This is a genomic window from Streptomyces sp. KL116D (assembly GCF_030766975.1).
In the GTDB taxonomy this organism is placed as follows: Bacteria; Actinomycetota; Actinomycetes; order Streptomycetales; family Streptomycetaceae; genus Streptomyces; species Streptomyces longispororuber_A.
In genome coordinates this window covers 188,608-206,507 of the sequence record NZ_JASERH010000064.1, presented here as the reverse complement: position 1 = coordinate 206,507, position 17,900 = coordinate 188,608, and the positions used below count along the sequence as shown (strand labels likewise).

Here is a 17,900-nt window from a genome sequence, read left to right as displayed (position 1 = left end):
CCTCATCCTGCCGCACCCGCCGGCACGGCGGGCGGCCGGACCTCCGCCATGCGGCGTTCCGCGCCGCCGCGGCGCAGCACCAGATAGCCGGCGAAGGCCGCCGGGCCGAAGAACAGCTGGGCCGGGACCAGGCTCGGCAGACTGCCGGTGGCCGCCTCGACGAGGAGCGGGGCCAGCGGCGGGAGCAGACCGCCGAAGACGGCGACGAGCGACAGCGACACCCGCAGGCCGCGGCCGCCGTACGCCTTGTACGCGACCGTGGTGTACAGCGCGTACACCAGCAGGTCGCCCATGCCGACCACGGCGCCGAGGTCACCGACGCGGATGCCGGCGGACGGGGCGAAGGCGTAGCCCTGCACGGCGTTGAAGAGCCGCTGGGTCATCGGGATCACCGTGGCGAAGAACAGGTCGTACACGGCGAGGGCCAGCGCGAACCGGGAGACGTGGCGCAGCCGCAGTCCGCCCTGTGCGTTCATGTTCGCGGCGCCGACCGCCATCAGCAGGATCATCAAGCTGTTGACCAGCCAGTACGGCGTCGCGTGCGTGGGGTCGTCCTCGGCCGTGCGGGCGGTCAGCCAGTCGGCCGCGATCAGACCGAGGATCAGCGTCCAGCGCAGCGCGCGCGAGGGGATCACCGGGCCCCAGGTGACGGCCAGGCCGCCGATCAGGGTGAGGCCGAGCACCGGCGGCAACAGCCAGTTGGGGAAGGCGAGATAGAGGAACGGCAGGGCGATGACGAAGGCCATCATGACGACCATGTCGTTGCCGTTGAAGGCGCCGACCGCCGGGCGGGGCAGGGTGAAGCGGCGGAAGGACGCGACGGCGGCGAGCGCGACGCCCACCGACAGGGCGAGCGTGACCAGGACGAAGAAGGTGTGCTGACCGGCGCTCACTGTGCCCTCCCGAACGACGCGAAGCTGTTCTCCGTCAAGTCGCAGCGATAGCGCCGCAGTTGACTGCCGTCGGTGTCCACCGCGGCGACCGTCGCGTCGAGCCCCGCGGCGGCGAACGCGGCGGTCACCTCGGCGCTGTCCCAGGGTGGCGCGGGCCGTGCGGGCAGGTCGACGTGCAGCCGCCCGTCGCGCACCGAGGCGCGGTGGCGGACCGGCCAGGCCGCGCCGGGCAGCGCGTCGAGCACCTCGATGACCTCGCGCGGGGTGACCACGCCGTCGGCGGTGCGCAGCACGTGGTCGGCCTTGCCGAGGATGTGCGAGGTGGCCGGGACGTTCGCCATCTCGCAGTCCGGATTCGCTTCCTCTGCCTCGGACAGCCGCCGTACGAGGTCACGGGTGTCGTAGCGGAAGAGCGGCATGCACTCGCGGTACGGGTAGAAGGGCGTGGCCACCATCGTGCCGAGGGCGCCGGGCGCGGCCGGTTCGCCAGTGTCCAGGTCGCAGACCTCGACCAGGCCGATGCTGGCGTCGATGTGCAGGTGCCGCCTGCTGCAGATCGCGCCCGCCATCGGGGTCAGCTCGGTCATGCCGTAGCCGTCGTTGACGCGGGCGCCGAACGTCTCCGTGGCCGCCCGTGCGAGGGCGGGGGAGAGGACCTCGCTGCCCACGTTGACGGTGCGGAGCCTGAAGTCGGCAGGTCCCAGGCCGCGTTCGCGGGCCAGGGTGATCAACTGGCCCAGATAGCTGGGGTAGGTGACCATCAGGGTCGGCGCGGTGGGGCCCGTCCCCGTCATCAGGTCGAGGGTCTCCGTGGCTGGGACGAGGCCCACCATCCGGATCGCGGCGCCCGCCATCCGGGCCACCTGCATCTCGGCGTACGCCGTGCCGGTCGCCCGGGAGCTCACGTTGAACTGCATCAGGTCGGTGGTGCGGACGTTGCCGCGCAGCACCTGGGAGAGCGCGACGAGCGCGGGCCACAGCCGCTCCTCGTACGCCGAGTACCAGATCTCGGCGGGGCGGCCCGTGGTGCCGGTCGTCCGGGAGGCGAGGAAGGGCTCGCCGCACAGGAAGTCGGCGCCGCGTTTGATCAGGTCGGTCTTGGTGGTGACCGGCACCGTGGCGACGGTGTCGAGGCCGATGCGGGCCGGGTCGACGCCGGCCGCCCGGAAGTGCTCGGCGTAGAAAGCCGATTTCTCGGCGAGGCGTTTCGCGGTGCGCCGCAGCGCTTTGTTCGTCAGGTCGGTGCGCATGTCCGGATCGGCGGAAGCGCCGCGCAGCAATTGCTCGACGTCCTCGCCCGGTGATCCGAATTCGGCCAGGGTCGCGAGTGCGTCCGCGACCAGTTTCTCGGCGGACCGAACATTGACCGGACGGCCGAGGACCATCGCCAATGCCAGTCGGAACTGCCGGACGCCCGAGTCGAACATGACTATCCCCGCCCTCGCGTACTCACCAGCCGACGGTGCCAGAGATCCGATGAAACGGGGTGGGCGACGGCGCCGCCCACCCCGTCAGCGCATGATCAGCTGGGGCAGTTGGTGAACAGAACGCCCACCATGGAGCCCATGATGTACTTCGTGTGCTTGAGGGTGGAGACGATCGCGGACATACGCAGACCTCCTACGTCGTACGGCGTCGTGCTGTTCACCGGGACGGCAAACGCCAGTAATGCTGTGGGGCCCCAGTGGTCATGTCAAGGCAACGTCGGAGGCTTTCTGTTCGGAAGTCGGTCGCCTTGCCATGAATAACGGATCGCAGATTGCGCACGCGAAGAACAATGAAGCGTGCGGTGTACTGGCGGAATTGTTACGTCCGATTTTCCCGCCACTGCCGGACGATCTCGTCGACGTCGTACGGCTTGAGGCCGAGCGGCGGACCCGGTGGCGGCTTGAACATCATGTCGCGGATCTTGTCGTTGAGTTCCGTCAGCAGTCGGCGGACGATCCGCTCGGAGGGGGCCTTCGCCACCGCCTCCAGCGTCTCCTCGGCCTCTTTGCGCAGGGCGAGCGAGGGCGGCAGGACGGAGAAGCCCTCGCGGGCCAGCTTCCGTTTGATCCACCAGTTCTCGTCGTAGGCGGCGGGCTCGGCCGCGGGGTCGAAGGGCTTGCCCGCGCCGGGCAGCGCGGCGAACTCGCCGCGGCGCTCGGCGTCCCGGATCTGTTTGTCGACGAATGACTCGAAACTGACGCCAGGTGGTTTGCGTTCGGTCATGCACTCATTGTCCCGCAGGCTCCGCGCGGACGTCCCGGAGGCTTAGGATGCGGCCGCTACGGACGACGCGAACGCTGGGGGAGTGCGGTGCTCGAACTGACCATGGCCACGGTGGCCGGCGGGGACGTCGGGGCGACGGCCGGAATGGTGATGGCCGAGGCCCCGAGCGAGCCGGGGGCCGTGCTGCGGGTAGGCCGCGACGCGGCCGTGTGCCGGCTGGTGACGCCGGAGGACTGGCTGTTCGTGTCGCGGGTGCACCTGGAGTTCCGGTGCGGGCCCGAGGGCGAGTGGAGCGTGTTCTGGCTGCGCGGGTCGCAGGACGACCCGGCCTCCGAGGTGCGGGTACGGCTCGGCACCCAGGGACCGGGCCAGCCGCTCGCCTACGGCGGGGTGTCGGTCCTGCCGCGCGGCGGCTCCGGCGAGGTCGTCGTCCTCGACCGGGGCGGGCCGCGCAGCGTGAACGTGGGGTTCTACCACGAGCCGTGAGGCCCCGCGGCGCCGCTCAGTCCCGCACCCGGGCCAGCGCGAACCCGTCGTACCCCTTGGCGCCCACCGTCTGGATCGCCGTCGCGTCCAACTTCGGGTGGTCGGCGAGGAGTTGCAGGGCGGCGCGGGTGCCCGTGACGTCCGGCGCCGTGCTCTCGGCGTCCACCACCCGGCCGTCGCGCACCACGTTGTCGACCACGACGACGCTGCCCGGCCGGGTCAGCCGCACCGCCCACTCCAGGTAGTGCGGGTTGTTGACCTTGTCCGCGTCGATGAAGACGAGGTCGAACACCGCGCCCTCGTCGGCGAGTCGGGGCAGGGAGTCGAGGGCCGCGCCGACCCGTACCTCGACGACCTTGTCGAGGCCCGCCCGGGCGAGGTTGGCGCGGGCGACCTCGGCGTGCCGGGCGCTGTGCTCCAGGGTGATCAGCTGTCCGTCGGACGGCAGCGCGCGGGCCAGCCAGATCGTGCTGTAACCGCCGAGCGTGCCGATCTCCAGGATGCGGCGGGCGCCCTGGATGCGGGCGAGCAGGTGCAGCAGCTTCCCGTTGACGGCGGACACGCTGATGGCGGGCAGGCCCGCCGCCTCACTGTCCGCGAGGGCCGCCGCGAGCGCCTCGTCGGCGGGGGCGAGCAGCCCGCTCAGGTAGTCGTCGACGGCCATCGGCAGATCCTGCGCGTGAGTCGAGGTCATGCCCGTCAGCCTAGGGCCCGGTTCCCTCGGTCCGCCCGAAGGGCGGGCCCGTGCCAGGCGTCGCGGGGCAGGAGGGATCCGGGAGACAGGCCCTAGCGCGGCGGCACGATCACGGGCGGAGGCGGCAGCACGGGACGGCGCCGCCGCGCGCGCAGCACCAGCAGGGCGGCCGCGACCGCGAGCACGCCCGCCGCGCCGAGCAGGGTCAGCAGCCACACCGGGACGCCCGGGCCGAACGTGAGCAGCTCGTCCGAGTAGACGACCGTGCGGTACGGGGTGTCGGCCGGCGCGCGCCGCAGCTCGTGGTCGTCGTCGATCGCGGACGGCGTCCAGAAGTCCTGGGTCAGCGCCGTCAAGTACCGCTCGCCGCCCGCCAGTTCGGCCAGCGGCCCGGCCGTCTCCGTGATCCGGCCCGCGTACGTCACCTCGGGCCGCGTCCCGCCGATCGCCGAGCGGGGTTCCATGCGGTGGTCCGCGAGCACGTACAGGTTGAGGTGCTGGGCGTTGCGGGCCAGCCGGGACAGCCGCATCGGGTAGACGAGCCGGTCGCTGGCGAACGTCAGGTGCAGCGGGTCGAGCCGGCCGCCGAGCGTCGCCTCGCGGTTCTCGGGGGAGAGCCGGATCGCCACGTACTCCCAGCCCCGGTCGACGTACGGGCGCAGCGCCCTGTCGAGCCGGTCGGGCAGCCGGAAGCCGTTGTCCGCCAGCCAGTCGGCCAGGGCGTCCGGGTCGGTGGCGGTGAGCCGGGCGACGTCGAAGGGGCCGAGGTGCTCGCGGCCGACGACGTTCACCCCGGCGCTCGGGGTGGCGGCCGGGGCCCCGGCGGACGCGCCGTCGCCCGAGCCGCCGAACGGCCAGTCGTGGCCGCGCGGCCAGAAGTAGTGCCGGGTCCGGTACTCCGGCTCGGTCTGCGTGGCCAGCGCGGAGAACAGGTCCGGGTCGCCCAGTTCGACGCTCGCCCGGTGCGGCACGGGCATCACCCAGGCGACGTCGCGGCCGTCGCCGCTCACCGAGAGGCGCATCACGATCTGCTCGGTGCGGCCGTCCCACCGCACGGCCGACGTCTCCTCGTTCACCGCGATCCGCTGCCCCTCGCGCGGGACCATGGCGCCGCATCCGCAGGCGTAGGCCGGGGCGGCGAGTGAGGCCACTTGGAGCGCGAGCAGGGTCAGGGCGATGAGGATCGCCCTGGCCCTGGTGGTGAGGGGGGCGGGTGCGGTTGTCATGCGCGTATCGACGGTCCGGGTGAGGTGGCGGTTCCCCCTGTTACTGGGCTGTTGCCCCGTCGGGGGCGCGGGGCTGTGCCGATCAGCGGCTCCGCCGCGGGGCGCGCTCAGCCACAGAAAAGCCGCAGACGCGTCCGCTCGGTCGATGAGCGGACGCGTCTGCGGCTTGTCGTGGGTTGCTCGCGCAGTTCCCCGCGCCCCTGACGGGGCTAGATCGCGGGCGGGGAGCCCGGGAGCGGGCGGCCCGCCGATTCGCGCATGCGCCACGCGGCGATTCCGCCGATCACGGCCGCGGCCATCATGTAGTACGCCGGAATCATCAGGTTCCCCGTGGCGGCGACCAGCGCGGCGGCGACCAGCGGCGTCGTGCCGCCGAACAGCGACACCGAGAGGTTGAAGCCGACCGACAGCGAGCCGTAGCGGACCTTCGTCGGGAACAGCGCGGGCAGCGCCGACGGCATCGACGACGTGAAGCCGACCAGCAGCAGACCGAGCGCCGCGAGGCCGAGGGCGATCGCCCAGGTCGAGCCCTCACGGATCAGCAGCACCGCGGGGACGGAGAGCAGGACGAAGCCGGCGCAGGCCCCGCCGATGACCCGGCGGTGACCGAAGCGGTCGTTGGCCGCGCCCATCGGGATCTGCACGGCCATCATCAGGACCATCACGCCGATGAGGATCAGCGTGCCGTGCGTGGCGTCGTAGCCGAGCTCCTCGCTCAGGAACGTCGGCATGTACGACAGCAGCATGTAGTCCGTGACGTTGAAGACGAGGACCAGCGCGACGCAGAGCAGCATGGCGTTGGCCGCGCCCTTGCCGACGAACATGTCCTTGAACTTCTGCTTCGGCTGCGCCTTCTGCTTCGCCTCGGCCTCGTCGGCGAGCTTCTGGAACGCCGGGGTCTCCTCCAGCTTCATCCGCACGTACAGGCCGACCAGACCGATCGGACCCGCGATCAGGAACGGCAGCCGCCAGCCCCACCCGTACAGATCGCCGTCGGACAGCATCGTGGTGAGCAGCGTGGCCAGGCCCGCGCCCGCCACGTAGCCGACGAGCGTGCCGAACTCCAGGAAGCTGCCGAAGAAGCCGCGGCGCTTGTCCGGGGCGTACTCGGCGATGAACGTGCAGGCGCCGCCGTACTCACCGCCGGTCGAGAAGCCCTGCACCATGCGGGCCACGATCAGCAGCACCGGCGCCCACACGCCGATGGCGTTGTAGGAGGGGATCAGGCCGATGGCGAAGGTGCCCGCCGCCATCATGATCATGGTGATGGCGAGGACCTTCTGGCGGCCGATGCGGTCGCCGAGCGGGCCGAAGAAGGCGCCGCCGATGGGGCGCACGAGGAAGGCGGCGGCGAACGTGCCGAGCGTGGACAGGACCTGCGCCGTGCTGGACGCCGTCGGGAAGAAGACGTGGCCGAGCGTCGCGGTCAGATAGCCGTAGACGCCGAAGTCGAACCACTCCATCGCGTTGCCGAGCGCCGCCGCCTTGACGGCCCTCTTCACGAGGGACGGGTCCGTGACGGTGACGTCGGACGACATGTGGCTCCGCGTCGGGACGTGGAGCCTGCTGGTACTCGGTGCGATGGAAGTGGCGGTGGCCAAGGGTCCGCTCGCCTGCCTTTCGTGGGGGACAAGGACAAGGGCCGTCCACGCGGGACGGCCCGAAATCGACCATAGGGGCGTCCGCGATCGTTACGGGTAGTGTTCGTATCGCTGCGCTCCGCACGGAAACCGTCTCCGACCTGGGGAAACGCGAGACCGTAGGAGCGCCGTAAGCGGACATTCCTGTGAGGTATGTCGCGGAACCGGGCCCGTGTAGCGGGCACGAAACCGGTCTCCACCGCCGTCTTCCGGTCAAAACCCGGACGACGAGCAGGTGAAGCCGGGGTTGCCTGCGTCTCACCACGGGGGTGGTGCGAACCTCTATGGATACGGACGACTTGGGGCATCCGAAACGGAGCCGACAAGGACGGGAGGCCGACGGCGCGTGGCGAATGTGGAGCACGGAGGACCGGTGACCGGGCGCGTGAGCGTCGCGCGAGTGGGCCTGTGGCTGATCGCCGGCGTGCTCGCCGTGCGCCAGCTCGTGGTCGTGCTGAGCACACCCCGCGGTGAGCGGCTCACCGACCTGGAGACCTGGATCGGGCCGAATGGCGTCCTGCACGTGAAGGGTTCGCTGTACGACGCCCCCGACCGGTTCACCGGCACCCCGTTCGCCGGCCTCGTCCTCAAACCGCTCTCCCGCGCCGCCGAGCAGGCCCTCGGCTGGGGCTGGACGTTCGGTTCGCTCGCCCTCGTCGTCGTCCTCGGCCTGGTCGCCGCGCGGGCCCTGCCGCAGCCGGTCTCCCGCCGGACGGCCCTGTTCGCGGCGCCCGTCGCGATCAGTCTGCTCATGCTGTCGCTGCCGGTGCGCAACGCGTTCACGCTCGGCCAGACCAGCATCATTCCCGTCCTGCTCGTCCTCCTCGGCTGCTTCGCCGTCCGCGGGCAGCAGGCGTCCGGCGTGCTCATCGGTGTCGCCGCCGCCCTCCAGCCGACCGTGCTGCTGTTCGCCCCGCTGCTCTGGTTCACCGGCCGCCGGCGCGCCGCCGTCTCCTCCGGTGTCACCTTCGCCGCCGCGACCGCCCTCGCCTGGGCCGCGATGCCGCACGACTCGTGGACGTACTGGGTGCACCACCTGGCGGGCGCCGGACTGAGCACCGACCCGTCGGCCAACGCCAACCAGTCGCTGCACGGCATGCTGCTCCGCTTCGGTCTCGAAGGGCCGCTGGAGATCGGGCTCTTCCTCCTCCTCGGCGTCGCGGTCGCCGCGCTCGGCCTGCGCCGCGCCGTCACCTACGCACGCGACGGCCAGCTCCTCCTCGCCGTCGCCGTCACCGGCTGCGTGGCGGTCGCCGTCTCGCCCACCACCTGGCAGCACCAGCTGCTCTGGGTGCTGCTCGCCGTCGTCGGCCGCGTCGGCAGGCGCGCGTCCGACCGCTACATGTGGCCCGTCCTCGTCGTCCTCGCGCTGACGCTGCCGTCGAAGATGCTGCTGCCGAACATGCCGGTCGTCGAGCCGATCGCCGACAACGTCGTGCTGATCGCCGCCCTCGCCGCGGCCTGCGTCGTCCCGTTCCTGTCCCGCACGTCGCCGCTCTACCGGACCCCGATCCCCACGGACCACGCCGCGCCCGTCCCCGCCCGCTGGGCCCGGGTGCCGCTCGTCCCCGTCTGGCGCCGGGTGATCAGCCGGCCCAACCTGATCCTCGAACTGCTCCTCATCCGCGTCGGCTACTCCGCGTACCAGCAGGTCAGGCTCGCCGCGACGGGCGGCACGAACTCGGGGGGCCGGACCACCGCCGAGGCCCACGGGCGCCAGATCCACTCGATCGAGCAGTTCCTGCACATCGACGTCGAGCGCTGGGTCAACCACGCGGTCGTCGACCACGCCTCCTGGCTCAAGGACTTCTTCAACTTCTACTACACGTCGTTCCACTTCGTGGTCCCGCTCGCGGTCCTCGGCTTCATGTACGTGCGCCGCCCCGCCGAGTACCGCTGGGGCCGCTCCGCGCTCGGCTTCGCCACGCTCCTGGCCCTCGTCGGCTTCTGGGCCTACCCCCTCGCCCCGCCGCGCCTGATGCCGAACCTCGGCTTCATCGACACGGTCCACGGCGTCCAGGACTTCTCCAAGCCCGACTACGGCACGCTCACCCACCTCACCAACCAGTACGCGGCGATGCCCTCGCTGCACTTCGGCTGGTCCCTGTGGTGCGGCATCATGATCGTGGTCCTGGCCCGGCGCTGGTGGGTGAAGGCCCTCGGCCTCGTCCACCCCCTGTGCACGGTCTCCGCGATCGTCGCGACCGGGAACCACTGGGTGCTCGACGCGGTGGGCGGCGCGACCGTCGTCGCCCTCGGCTTCCTCGTCACGTACGCGCTGCAAGGCCCCCGGGTCCGCACGCGGACCACCCCGTCCTCCCGGCCACCGGAGACCGCGTCCCCGGTTCCGGATCCCGGCGACGCACCGGTCGAGACCCCTCGCCCCTGACCGCCGGGCTGCCGTCGCGCCGGCCGCGGCGGGCGACGCCAACTGCCTGGGCCTGATCAGCCCCGGTGATCACGTGTCCCTCGTGCTCGACGTCATCGTGACCTGACCGGCCGCGACCCCGCCGTGGAGGTGGAGGGCGCGCAGCGCCGCCTCCATGGCGAACCGGTGTTCCGGGTCCTCCAGGCGCGCGCCGAAGTGGGCGTCGAGGTTGCGCAGCCGGTAGCGGACGGTCTGGGCGTGGACGCCGAGGACGTCGCCGACCTGGTCCGCGGTGCCGCGCGTGGTGAGCCAGGCGTGCAGGGTCTCGACGAGGCGGGCGCGGCGGGTGCCGGACGACTTGTCGAGCGGGGCCAGTTCGCGGGTGGCGATCTCGTTGACCAGGGCCGGGTCGGAGAGCAGCCAGAGCGTCGCCAGGTGGTCGGCGGTGTCGATGACGTGCGCGTCGGCAACGATGTCATCGTCGACGAGCTGAAGCACCCTGCGGGCCCAGCGGAGCGAGTCGGCGGCCTGGGCGGTCGGCACCGTGAGGCCGATCGCGAGAGGGGTGCCGAAGGACGCGGACTCCAGCATGGCGCGGCGCTCGGGGGTGAGCGGTCCGGGGACGAGGAGGTGCGGCTGCGGGACGCCCAGGTCGGTCAGGACGTCGACGTCCAGGTCCGCCTGGATGCGGTCGGGTGTCGGGGTGCGCAGCGCGATCAGGGTGACCTCGTCGGGCAGCGGCCAACTCGCCTGCTCGCACAGCTCGTTGATGGTGGCGTGGTTGAGCGGGGTGCCCGCCAGGATGAGGTGGAGCAACCGTCTTCGGAGCGTTTCGAGCGCGGAGCCCGATCTCGCCTGGACCTCCTGGTAGCCCTCGCGTGAGAGCGCTCCCAGCTCGTCGATGTAGGCGAACAGCGCGTCGGCGAAAGTGAGGAGGAGGGTGGGGGAGAGGTCGTAGCGCCGGCCGATGGTCTTGGCCCGGCGCAGGGCCACCCGGGCGCCGAGCCGGTAGGCGCCCTGGAGGGTCTCCAGATCGCGCCCCTCGTAGGCCTCGACCCGCCCGAACTTGCGGAGGAGCTCGTCCCGTACGGCGGACGAGGCGTCCGGGTCCGCGACCCGGTCGACGAAGGCGGACAGGGCGTGCTCGACGCCGTGGCGGATCGCGCCGGCGTTCGGTCCGTTGAGGAGGTGGGCGTACTCGGGGTACGCGCGGGTCACCTCGACCCGGATCTCCTTGATGAGCCCGGGGAGTTCGGGCCGCATGATGGCGGCGAACTCCGGGGGGAGCGGGCCCAGCGGTTCGTTCACTTCTGGTGGAATCGCGCGCGGGGGCATGTACGGTCCTCGCTGTCCGGGCGCCCGGTGGGGGGAACGGGGTCCGCTTGGTCCGAGGGTGTGGCCCATATGGCCCTTGCGGTGGCCGTCAGGTGCGTACCTTTGGGAACTCCTGTGAAAGTAGAGCAACTTGATTGTGGTGTACACCACTTGAGTGTGGATGGCTGGAAGTGGACGCGGGGCCTCAGGGCGCGGAGGGCTTCCCGATCGGCGGGAGCGGCGGGATGACCGGCGGACAGCCGGGAGCGTCCTTGCCCTTCGGGGAGCAGACCTCGGCCTGATTCATGGTGACGAGGTTGCCCGGCCCGCTGATGGAGGCCGTGAAGAGGGCGTCGACGTTCTCGCCGTTCTTCCCGACGCAGCCCGTGAAGGCGGGGATGTCCACCTCGCCGCTCAGGACGCCGCCGTGGAGGACGTCCTTGTAGCCCCCGCCCTCGCTGAAGTCCGCGCGCAGGGTGGCGCGGTAGGGCTTTGAGGTGTGGCAGTCGGGGCCGACGTCCAGCGGGGTGCCGTTCACCTTCACGTCGTGGATGCGCAACGACTGGAAGAAGGTCGCCACCGCGAAGGGCTCCCTGTTGGGAGGGTTGCCGATGCTGCCCGTGGAGATGGTCAGCTTCCCCGTCTCGAAGGTGACCTTCGCCGTGACGGGCGCGAACCCGAAGCCCAGGAAGGTGGATTCGGCGTCGGGGAGGGTCACCTCGGCGAGCGAGTTGAGCGCCGCGTAGTACGGGCCCGACTTGTAGGTGATCGTCTGGGCGTTGGCGCGGACGTTCATCAGGGCGGGGGTCTTCGTGGGGTCGTTGATGACCATCGACCCGTCGAGCTTGCGGACCGTGCCGAAGCCCACCGCGTACGCGCACACCGGCTGGCCGGGCAGCGTGATCGGATCGCGCAGCACGGTCCCCGGCAGCGGAGGCGGCATCTGGCTCAGGTCCAGTTCGCCGGTGGGCATGTCGGGCGGGCAGGTGTCGGCGCCGGTGGGGGTGTCGGCCGCGTCCGGGGCGACGTCGATGCCGTCGCGCTCGCCCTGCCCCGCGCCCGCGCCCGGGGAGTCGCCGGCCGAGGGGGCGTCGGACGGCTCGCCGCCGGGGACGTGGGCACGGGCCAGCAGCGGTTCGTCGCCCTCGGCGGGAGCGCAGGAGACGGTGACCGGGGTCCCGCCGGCGGGGGCGATGTCCAGGGTGAGGTCGCCGCCGACGAGCTCCAGGTCGCCGGGGGAGCTCACCGTGACCGTCGGGACCTCGCCGGTGACCCGCAGGGAGAGGTCCGCCCCTTCGGCCGGCAGGTCGCTGCGGCCGGCCAGCTGCGACCAGGTCGCCTCGGCCGTCTGCTCGTTCTGCCGGACGTGCACGCCGAGCGTCGCCGCGGTCTCCACGCTCGTCGTCCCGGCGGGCAACAGGTCCGTGAGCGCCGCGCGGGGGAGGACCGCCTCCAGCTGGACCGGGCCCACCTGGATCGGTTGGCCGGTCACGGCGGTCTCCGGCAGCTGCGTGGCCACCTTCACCACGGCGTGCACCGGTTCGGCCGACGTCTGCGCGGGAGACGCGGTCCCGGCCGCGGGGGCGGGCAGCCGGCACGCGTAGTCCAGTACCGCTGCGGCGGGCGGCTGCTCGTCGGCCCGCGAACCCGCTCCGGACAGCAGCCCCGCGACGAGCGCGGCCGACGCCACGGAGGCGATCCGCACCGGATGCCGGGTCCCGCCGCGCGTGCGCTTGCTGTCGGCACTCATCCGCTGTCTTCTCCCTGCGGTCGTCGGCCCGTCCGTCATGTCGTCGTCCCCTCCCGGAGCGCGCCCGCGCCCGCCGCCGAGGGTCGCTCGGCGGCGGGCAGGGGGTGGTGCACCACGGTCGATGCGCCGTGGGTCAGCTCTGCATGGAGATGTTCTGGTCGGAGTCCAGGACGTAGTCGCCGTTGAACTCCGCGTGGTCGCCCGGGTTGATGAGGCCGAGGCAGTTGGCGTCGTCCTCGGCGGCGAGCGAGCCGCCGCCCGTCACGTGCAGGGTGTCCGTGCTGTTCTCGAACCAGCCCGTCACGCTGCCGGAGAAGGTGGCGTCGCAGGAGAAGCCCGAGATCGTCGCGCGGATGCCGGTGATGGTGCCGTCGGCCCGGTCCGAGCTGCTCATCCCCGAGACGTTGATCTTCCAGGGGAGGGAGGCCGGGTCGGTGGTGACCTCGAACTCGATGCCGGCCACGTCGCAGCCGTTGAAGGTCAGGGAGCTGATGTCACCGATGCCGTTGCCGTCGAGGCCGGAGCCGGACTTGAGCGTGCCCGCGGCATTGGACGAGGTACACGTCAGCGTGGTGGTGGGGACCGCCAGCGTCGTCGTACCGGCGACGGCGGTGAAGCTGCCGCCCGGGGTGACGGTGTAGGTGGCGAGTGCGCCGGCCGACGCCTGGGTGACGGAGAGCCCGAGTGCCGCGCCGAGCGCGACGGTGGCGATTGCGGTGTTGCGAGCAAGTCTGCGCACGAGAAACCCCTTCAGGGATGGTGGCGTACGAGATGGAATGCGCCGCCAGGCAGAGACCGGGCGGGCTACGGCTCAAACTCCTTGCGGACACCGCGAGTTCGGGGGGAGCAGCGGCTGTCCGTCGCCTTCGAGAAAGGACGTTACGAGCAAGTAACCGGGGCGTGCAATGGAGCAGCGCGAGAATCCTCGCAGAGTGCGGAACTCGCCAGTTTTCTTGTCGATGGGTGCACAAAGGGGCGGCGGGTTCTTGTCGGCGGGTGAGGAGTTTGCATGACGGGCCGGGAATTGCTCATCCGGTGAGCAAGTCGGACGGCGTTCTGCTCATCCGCCGATAAACGCGCCGGTAGTGGAATTCCTGTCAACGAGCCCATTGCCGCCGGAGGTTTCCCGCCAGTAACCTCCGGAGGCCTCATCCCGTCACCTGCACCTTCGACCTCTGCGAAGGGAATTCCGCCATGCCTGCCCTCAGAAAAGCCTCGGTGCTGTTCGCCGCCACGGCCCTTGTCACGCTCGCGTCCGTGACCCCGTCATCGGCCGCCACCGAACTGAACGGCAACTGGGCGCCGTTCACCCGCTGCCCCGTCGACGCCCCGGCCATGCTCGCGGCCGACGGCAAGGTCGACACGGCGATCTGCATCTCGTCCAGCTCGTCGAGCGGGTCCATCAAGCTGGGCAACACCACGGTCCCGACCGGGGGCACCGACCTCCAGGCCGGCGTCATCACGCACAACAACGGCACGTCGACGGTGGTCTCGCCCGCGGGCGGCGCGCTGATCGCGGACACCGCCCAACTGCCCGGCGGGCTGCTCGGGCTGATGTGTCCGGACGAGGACATCCCGGTCATCAGCGACCTCTGCGAGAAGATCACGAGCGCCGAGCTCAACCGGGTCGACGCCACCGTCGAATCGGTCAACACCCCGACCGAGTTCCAGCTGCTCGCGGGCGTCATGCAGGGCAAGCCGATCATCGCGCTCCCGGTCCGCATCAAGCTGGAGAACCCGCTCCTCGGCGGCAAGTGCTACATCGGCTCGGCGAAGGACCCGATCGTGCTGCGGCCGCAGAACACATCGGCCCCCACGGTCAAGACGCAGCGGTTCGACCCGAGCGGAACCCCTAGCACGGCCGGTGTCATGAGCCAGTTGAGCGCGCTCGGCGCCACGCAGGGCGACGCGACGTACACCGCGCCGGGCGCCAACGGGTGCGGGCTGCTCGGCGCCCTGGACTGGGCCGTGAACCTGAAGACGGGCCTGCCGGCCGGGTCGGGGACGAACAACGTCGTGCTGAACAACACGTCGACGTACGTCGCGGCGTTCGCGAGCCCGTCGTCGGTGGTGCCGAACGAAGGGGTCATGCTGTCGCAGAACTGGCACGCCGGAGTGAAGTGAGGCAGCGCCCGGTCGCGGGGTGCGGGCGCGCCGCCCCAGGCAGCCCCCACTCCCCGGCCCTTTCATCACCCACGAACAAAACACCCGGCCGAATTCATAGGCCGGTGCCAAAAGTCGACAGACCGGTCGAGGTCCGTCCGAATTTTGGCGAAGTGGTATTGCCGGGCAAGGTTACTCGGCCGTAACGTCAAAACCACGGCCGCTCGACTCCTGGCCGGCGCCCCCCGCCGACCTGGAGTTCCAACGGGGAAAGCTCGGCCCGAACCCTCCTTCCGGGTCGCCGTCCCCAGGGGCGGGACCCTGTGAATCCATCCCCCCGGAGACGCGGGGTCCCGCCCGGTTCCCCCACGCGATTGCTCACTCGGCGACAAAGGATTCCCATCGCTTTGTCAGCCGATGACAAAGGCCGGACAAGCCACCGGAATTACCTGTCGCACCGCTTGTCCCGGCAGTGACAAAACACTTAACGTGCGCGTCCGGCGCACATGAAGACACGAGCGCTTGCTGGAGGTGACATGGGAATCGAAGTAAAGGTCGAGGGCCTGACCAAGTCCTTTGGCAAGCAGCAGATCTGGCAGGACGTCAGCCTCACCCTGCCCGCCGGCGAGGTGAGCGTCATGCTCGGGCCGTCCGGCACCGGCAAGACCGTCTTCCTCAAGTCGTTGATCGGCCTGCTCAAGCCCGAGCGGGGCCGGGTCATGGTCGACGGCGTCGACATGGCGCGCAGCCCGGAGCGGGACGTCATGGAGGCCCGGAAGCTGTTCGGCCTGATGTTCCAGGACGGCGCCCTGTTCGGCTCGATGAACCTCTTCGACAACATCGCCTTCCCGCTGCGCGAGCACACGAGGAAGAAGGAGTCGGAGATCCGCCGGATCGTCATGGAGCGGATCGAGGTCGTCGGACTCCTGGGCGCCGAGGGGAAGCTGCCCGGCGAGATCAGCGGCGGCATGCGCAAGCGGGCCGGCCTCGCGCGGGCCCTGGTCCTCGACCCGCAGATCATCCTCTGCGACGAACCCGACTCCGGGCTCGACCCCGTCCGCACCGCCTTCATCTCCCAGCTGCTCATCGACCTCAACACACAGATCGACGCGACGATGCTCATCGTCACCCACAACCTCGACATCGCCGCGACCGTGCCCGACAACATGGGCATGCTGTTCCGGCGCAACCTCGTGACCTTCGGGCCCCGGGAGGTGCTCCTGACCAGCGAGGAGCCGGTCGTCGCGCAGTTCCTCACCGCCAGCAAGGCGGGTCCCATCGGGATGTCGGAGGAGAAGGACGCGGCGACGCTCGCCGCGGAGGCCTCCGGCGGTGCGCCGGCGCCGGTGCGGCGGGAGCTCGTGCCGCAGCTGGAGCCCTCGCCGGGGCTCGGCGAGCGCAAGGCCGTCGCGCGGCGGCGGGAGCGGGTCCTCGGCATGCTCGATACCTTGCCCGCTTCGGCGCAGGCGGCCATTCGCTCCGCGTACGGCCGGGACGTTCTCGAGCCGACCGCCGTGTTGCCCAGGGGCGGCGCGCTGTGACCCTCCAGGAGGAACGCCGGCCCGCCCGGCACGTCAGGAAGAAGGCCGCGGGGCTCCGCCCCGGACCCCGCTCCTCAAACGCCGGAGGGGCTGGCATGTTGCTCGGTCCCCTTCGGCAGACCGGGAAGTTGTTCGCGCTCGCTCTCGAAGTGGTGCGGGCCGTGTTCCGGCGGCCGTTCCAGTTCCGGGAGTTCGTCGAGCAGTTCTGGTTCATCGCGAGCGTCACCATCCTGCCGGCCGCCCTCGTCTCCATCCCGTTCGGCGCCGTCATCGCCCTCCAAGTGGGCTCGCTGACGCAGCAGTTGGGTGCCCAGTCGTTCACCGGCGGGGCCAGTGTGCTCGCCGTCATCCAGCAGGCGAGCCCGCTCATCGTGGCGCTGCTCATCGCGGGCGCGGGCGGCTCCGCCATCTGCGCCGACCTCGGGTCGGGGAAGATCCGCGAGGAGCTCGACGCGATGACCGTCATGGGCGTCTCGCCGGTGCAGCGGCTCGTCGTGCCGCGCGTGCTCGCCACCATGTCGGTCGCGCTGCTGCTCAACGGCATGGTCTCCGTCGTCGGCACCCTCGGCGGCTACTTCTTCAACGTCATCCTCCAACACGGCACACCCGGCGCCTACTTGCAGAGCTTCTCCGCACTCGCCCAGCTGCCCGACCTGTACATCAGCGAGCTGAAAGCCCTGATCTTCGGGTTCATCGCCGGGATCGTCGCCGCCTACCGCGGACTCAACCCGCGCGGCGGCCCGAAGGGCGTCGGCGACGCCGTCAACCAGTCCGTCGTCATCACGTTCATCCTGCTCTTCTTCGTGAACATGGTGATGACCGGCATCTACCTCCAGATCGTTCCGCCGAAGGGAGGCTGAGCCCGTCATGACCTCCCCCCTCGTCTGGCTCGACCGTGGTGGCGACCAACTCATCTTCTACATACGCGCGTTGGCCTGGATCCCGCGCACCGTGCGGCGCTACACGAAGGAAGTGCAGCGGTTGCTCGCCGAGGTCGCCTTCGGGTCCGGCGGGCTCGGCGTCATCGGCGGCACCATCGGCGTGATGATCGCGATGACGGCCGCCACCGGCACCGTCGTCGGGCTCCAGGGGTACGCCGCCCTCGACCAGATCGGCACCGCCGCCTTCACCGGGTTCGTCTCCGCCTACTTCAACACCCGGGAGATCGCCCCGCTCGTCGCCGGACTCGCGCTCTCCGCCACCGTCGGCGCCGGATTCACCGCCCAGCTGGGTGCCATGCGCATCAACGAGGAGGTCGACGCCCTCGAAGGGATGGGCGTGCGGTCCATGCCGTACCTCGTCACCACCCGCATCATCGCCGGCGTCGTCGCCATCGTCCCGCTCTACGCGATCGGACTGCTCTCCTCCTACCTCGCCTCACGCCTGGTGACCGTCGTCTTCAACGGCCAGTCGCAGGGCACGTACGACCACTACTTCGACCTCTTCCTGTCCCCGACGGACGTCCTGCTGTCCGTGCTGAAGGTGCTGATCTTCAGCGTCATGGTCATCGTCGCCCACTGCTACTACGGGTTCCGGGCCAGTGGCGGACCCGCGGGCGTCGGGGTCGCCGTGGGTCGGTCCGTGCGCAACGCCATCGTGCTGATCTCCGTCACCGACTTCTTCCTCTCCCTCGCCCTGTGGGGCGCCACCACGACCGTGAAGGTGGCGGGGTGA

Annotated in this window: 16 protein-coding genes; 6 read left to right on the top strand and 10 right to left on the bottom strand. The window is 70.9% G+C overall.

Translation table 11 applies throughout. The features are described 5' to 3' along the window. Window positions 1-2: 2 nt before the first annotated feature. The 4 genes from RBJ77_RS27005 to RBJ77_RS26990 form a co-directional block, all read right to left on the bottom strand. Window positions 3-893: a hypothetical protein gene (locus RBJ77_RS27005; RefSeq protein WP_372347400.1), complete on the bottom strand. Its 891-nt coding sequence runs from the start codon at window positions 891-893 to the stop codon at window positions 3-5. Next, entirely contained in the window at window positions 890-2,320 is a 1,431-nt protein-coding gene (locus RBJ77_RS27000; protein WP_372347399.1) for a phenylacetate--CoA ligase family protein, read from the bottom strand. Before RBJ77_RS27000 ends, RBJ77_RS27005 begins: the two co-directional genes overlap by 4 nt. 95 nt (window positions 2,321-2,415) lie before the next feature. Continuing rightward, window positions 2,416-2,541, bottom strand: a complete 126-nt coding sequence (locus RBJ77_RS26995; RefSeq protein ID WP_372347398.1) for a hypothetical protein — start codon at window positions 2,539-2,541, stop codon at window positions 2,416-2,418. 158 nt (window positions 2,542-2,699) lie between these two features. After that, window positions 2,700-3,104, bottom strand: coding sequence for a DUF1992 domain-containing protein (locus RBJ77_RS26990; protein WP_372347397.1), 405 nt, complete (start codon window positions 3,102-3,104; stop codon window positions 2,700-2,702). 87 nt (window positions 3,105-3,191) lie between these two features. Between RBJ77_RS26990 and RBJ77_RS26985 the strand changes: the two genes are divergently transcribed. Continuing rightward, complete coding sequence (locus RBJ77_RS26985) at window positions 3,192-3,590, top strand: hypothetical protein (RefSeq protein WP_255976390.1); 399 nt, start codon at window positions 3,192-3,194, stop codon at window positions 3,588-3,590. Window positions 3,591-3,606: 16 nt separating this feature from the next. Here the strand turns inward: RBJ77_RS26985 and RBJ77_RS26980 are convergent, their stop codons facing one another. From RBJ77_RS26980 to RBJ77_RS26970, 3 genes are all read right to left on the bottom strand, one after another. After that, entirely contained in the window at window positions 3,607-4,284 is a 678-nt protein-coding gene (locus RBJ77_RS26980; RefSeq protein ID WP_372347396.1) for an O-methyltransferase, read from the bottom strand. 92 nt (window positions 4,285-4,376) lie between these two features. Beyond that, window positions 4,377-5,510 (bottom strand): DUF2330 domain-containing protein, encoded by a 1,134-nt coding sequence (locus RBJ77_RS26975; RefSeq protein WP_372347395.1) that lies wholly within the window; start codon window positions 5,508-5,510, stop codon window positions 4,377-4,379. Between the two features lie 209 nt (window positions 5,511-5,719). Beyond that, window positions 5,720-7,048, bottom strand: a complete 1,329-nt coding sequence (locus tag RBJ77_RS26970; RefSeq protein WP_372347394.1) for an MFS transporter — start codon at window positions 7,046-7,048, stop codon at window positions 5,720-5,722. 448 nt (window positions 7,049-7,496) lie between these two features. Here RBJ77_RS26970 and RBJ77_RS26965 point away from each other — a divergent pair, with 448 nt between their 5' ends. Next, window positions 7,497-9,539 (top strand): bifunctional glycosyltransferase 87/phosphatase PAP2 family protein, encoded by a 2,043-nt coding sequence (locus tag RBJ77_RS26965; RefSeq protein ID WP_372347393.1) that lies wholly within the window; start codon window positions 7,497-7,499, stop codon window positions 9,537-9,539. 69 nt (window positions 9,540-9,608) lie between these two features. Here the strand turns inward: RBJ77_RS26965 and RBJ77_RS26960 are convergent, their stop codons facing one another. The 3 genes from RBJ77_RS26960 to RBJ77_RS26950 all read right to left on the bottom strand — a co-directional run bounded on the left by RBJ77_RS26960 (window position 9,609) and on the right by RBJ77_RS26950 (window position 13,321). After that, window positions 9,609-10,853 (bottom strand): helix-turn-helix domain-containing protein, encoded by a 1,245-nt coding sequence (locus tag RBJ77_RS26960; protein ID WP_372347392.1) that lies wholly within the window; start codon window positions 10,851-10,853, stop codon window positions 9,609-9,611. Between the two features lie 184 nt (window positions 10,854-11,037). Beyond that, window positions 11,038-12,582 (bottom strand): DUF6801 domain-containing protein, encoded by a 1,545-nt coding sequence (locus RBJ77_RS26955; RefSeq protein WP_372347391.1) that lies wholly within the window; start codon window positions 12,580-12,582, stop codon window positions 11,038-11,040. Window positions 12,583-12,715: 133 nt separating this feature from the next. Then, on the bottom strand, window positions 12,716-13,321 hold the full coding sequence (locus RBJ77_RS26950; protein ID WP_372347390.1) for a hypothetical protein: 606 nt from the start codon (window positions 13,319-13,321) through the stop codon (window positions 12,716-12,718). Between the two features lie 455 nt (window positions 13,322-13,776). Between RBJ77_RS26950 and RBJ77_RS26945 the strand changes: the two genes are divergently transcribed. The 4 genes from RBJ77_RS26945 (at window position 13,777) to RBJ77_RS26930 (ending at window position 17,900) form a co-directional block, all read left to right on the top strand. Beyond that, window positions 13,777-14,706, top strand: coding sequence for a hypothetical protein (locus RBJ77_RS26945; RefSeq protein ID WP_372347389.1), 930 nt, complete (start codon window positions 13,777-13,779; stop codon window positions 14,704-14,706). A 515-nt stretch (window positions 14,707-15,221) separates the two neighbouring features. Continuing rightward, complete coding sequence (locus RBJ77_RS26940; protein ID WP_372347388.1) at window positions 15,222-16,226, top strand: ABC transporter ATP-binding protein; 1,005 nt, start codon at window positions 15,222-15,224, stop codon at window positions 16,224-16,226. A 95-nt stretch (window positions 16,227-16,321) separates the two neighbouring features. Beyond that, window positions 16,322-17,086, top strand: a complete 765-nt coding sequence (locus RBJ77_RS26935; RefSeq protein ID WP_372347387.1) for an MlaE family ABC transporter permease — start codon at window positions 16,322-16,324, stop codon at window positions 17,084-17,086. Between the two features lie 7 nt (window positions 17,087-17,093). Beyond that, entirely contained in the window at window positions 17,094-17,900 is an 807-nt protein-coding gene (locus RBJ77_RS26930; protein WP_372347386.1) for an MlaE family ABC transporter permease, read from the top strand.

Excerpts from the sequence above, each read along its gene's own strand:
- RBJ77_RS26930 (WP_372347386.1), top strand. The coding sequence starts at position 17,094 with ATGACCTCCCCCCTCGTCTGGCTCGACCGTGGTGGCGACCAACTCATC.
- RBJ77_RS26940 (WP_372347388.1), top strand. The coding sequence starts at position 15,222 with ATGGGAATCGAAGTAAAGGTCGAGGGCCTGACCAAGTCCTTTGGCAAG.
- RBJ77_RS26945 (WP_372347389.1), top strand. The coding sequence starts at position 13,777 with ATGCCTGCCCTCAGAAAAGCCTCGGTGCTGTTCGCCGCCACGGCCCTT.
- RBJ77_RS26980 (WP_372347396.1), bottom strand. The coding sequence starts at position 4,284 with ATGACCTCGACTCACGCGCAGGATCTGCCGATGGCCGTCGACGACTAC.
- RBJ77_RS26960 (WP_372347392.1), bottom strand. The coding sequence starts at position 10,853 with ATGCCCCCGCGCGCGATTCCACCAGAAGTGAACGAACCGCTGGGCCCG.
- RBJ77_RS27000 (WP_372347399.1), bottom strand. The coding sequence starts at position 2,320 with ATGTTCGACTCGGGCGTCCGGCAGTTCCGACTGGCATTGGCGATGGTC.
- RBJ77_RS26975 (WP_372347395.1), bottom strand. The coding sequence starts at position 5,510 with ATGACAACCGCACCCGCCCCCCTCACCACCAGGGCCAGGGCGATCCTC.
- RBJ77_RS26990 (WP_372347397.1), bottom strand. The coding sequence starts at position 3,104 with ATGACCGAACGCAAACCACCTGGCGTCAGTTTCGAGTCATTCGTCGAC.
- RBJ77_RS26935 (WP_372347387.1), top strand. The coding sequence starts at position 16,322 with ATGTTGCTCGGTCCCCTTCGGCAGACCGGGAAGTTGTTCGCGCTCGCT.
- RBJ77_RS26955 (WP_372347391.1), bottom strand. The coding sequence starts at position 12,582 with ATGAGTGCCGACAGCAAGCGCACGCGCGGCGGGACCCGGCATCCGGTG.
- RBJ77_RS26970 (WP_372347394.1), bottom strand. The coding sequence starts at position 7,048 with ATGTCGTCCGACGTCACCGTCACGGACCCGTCCCTCGTGAAGAGGGCC.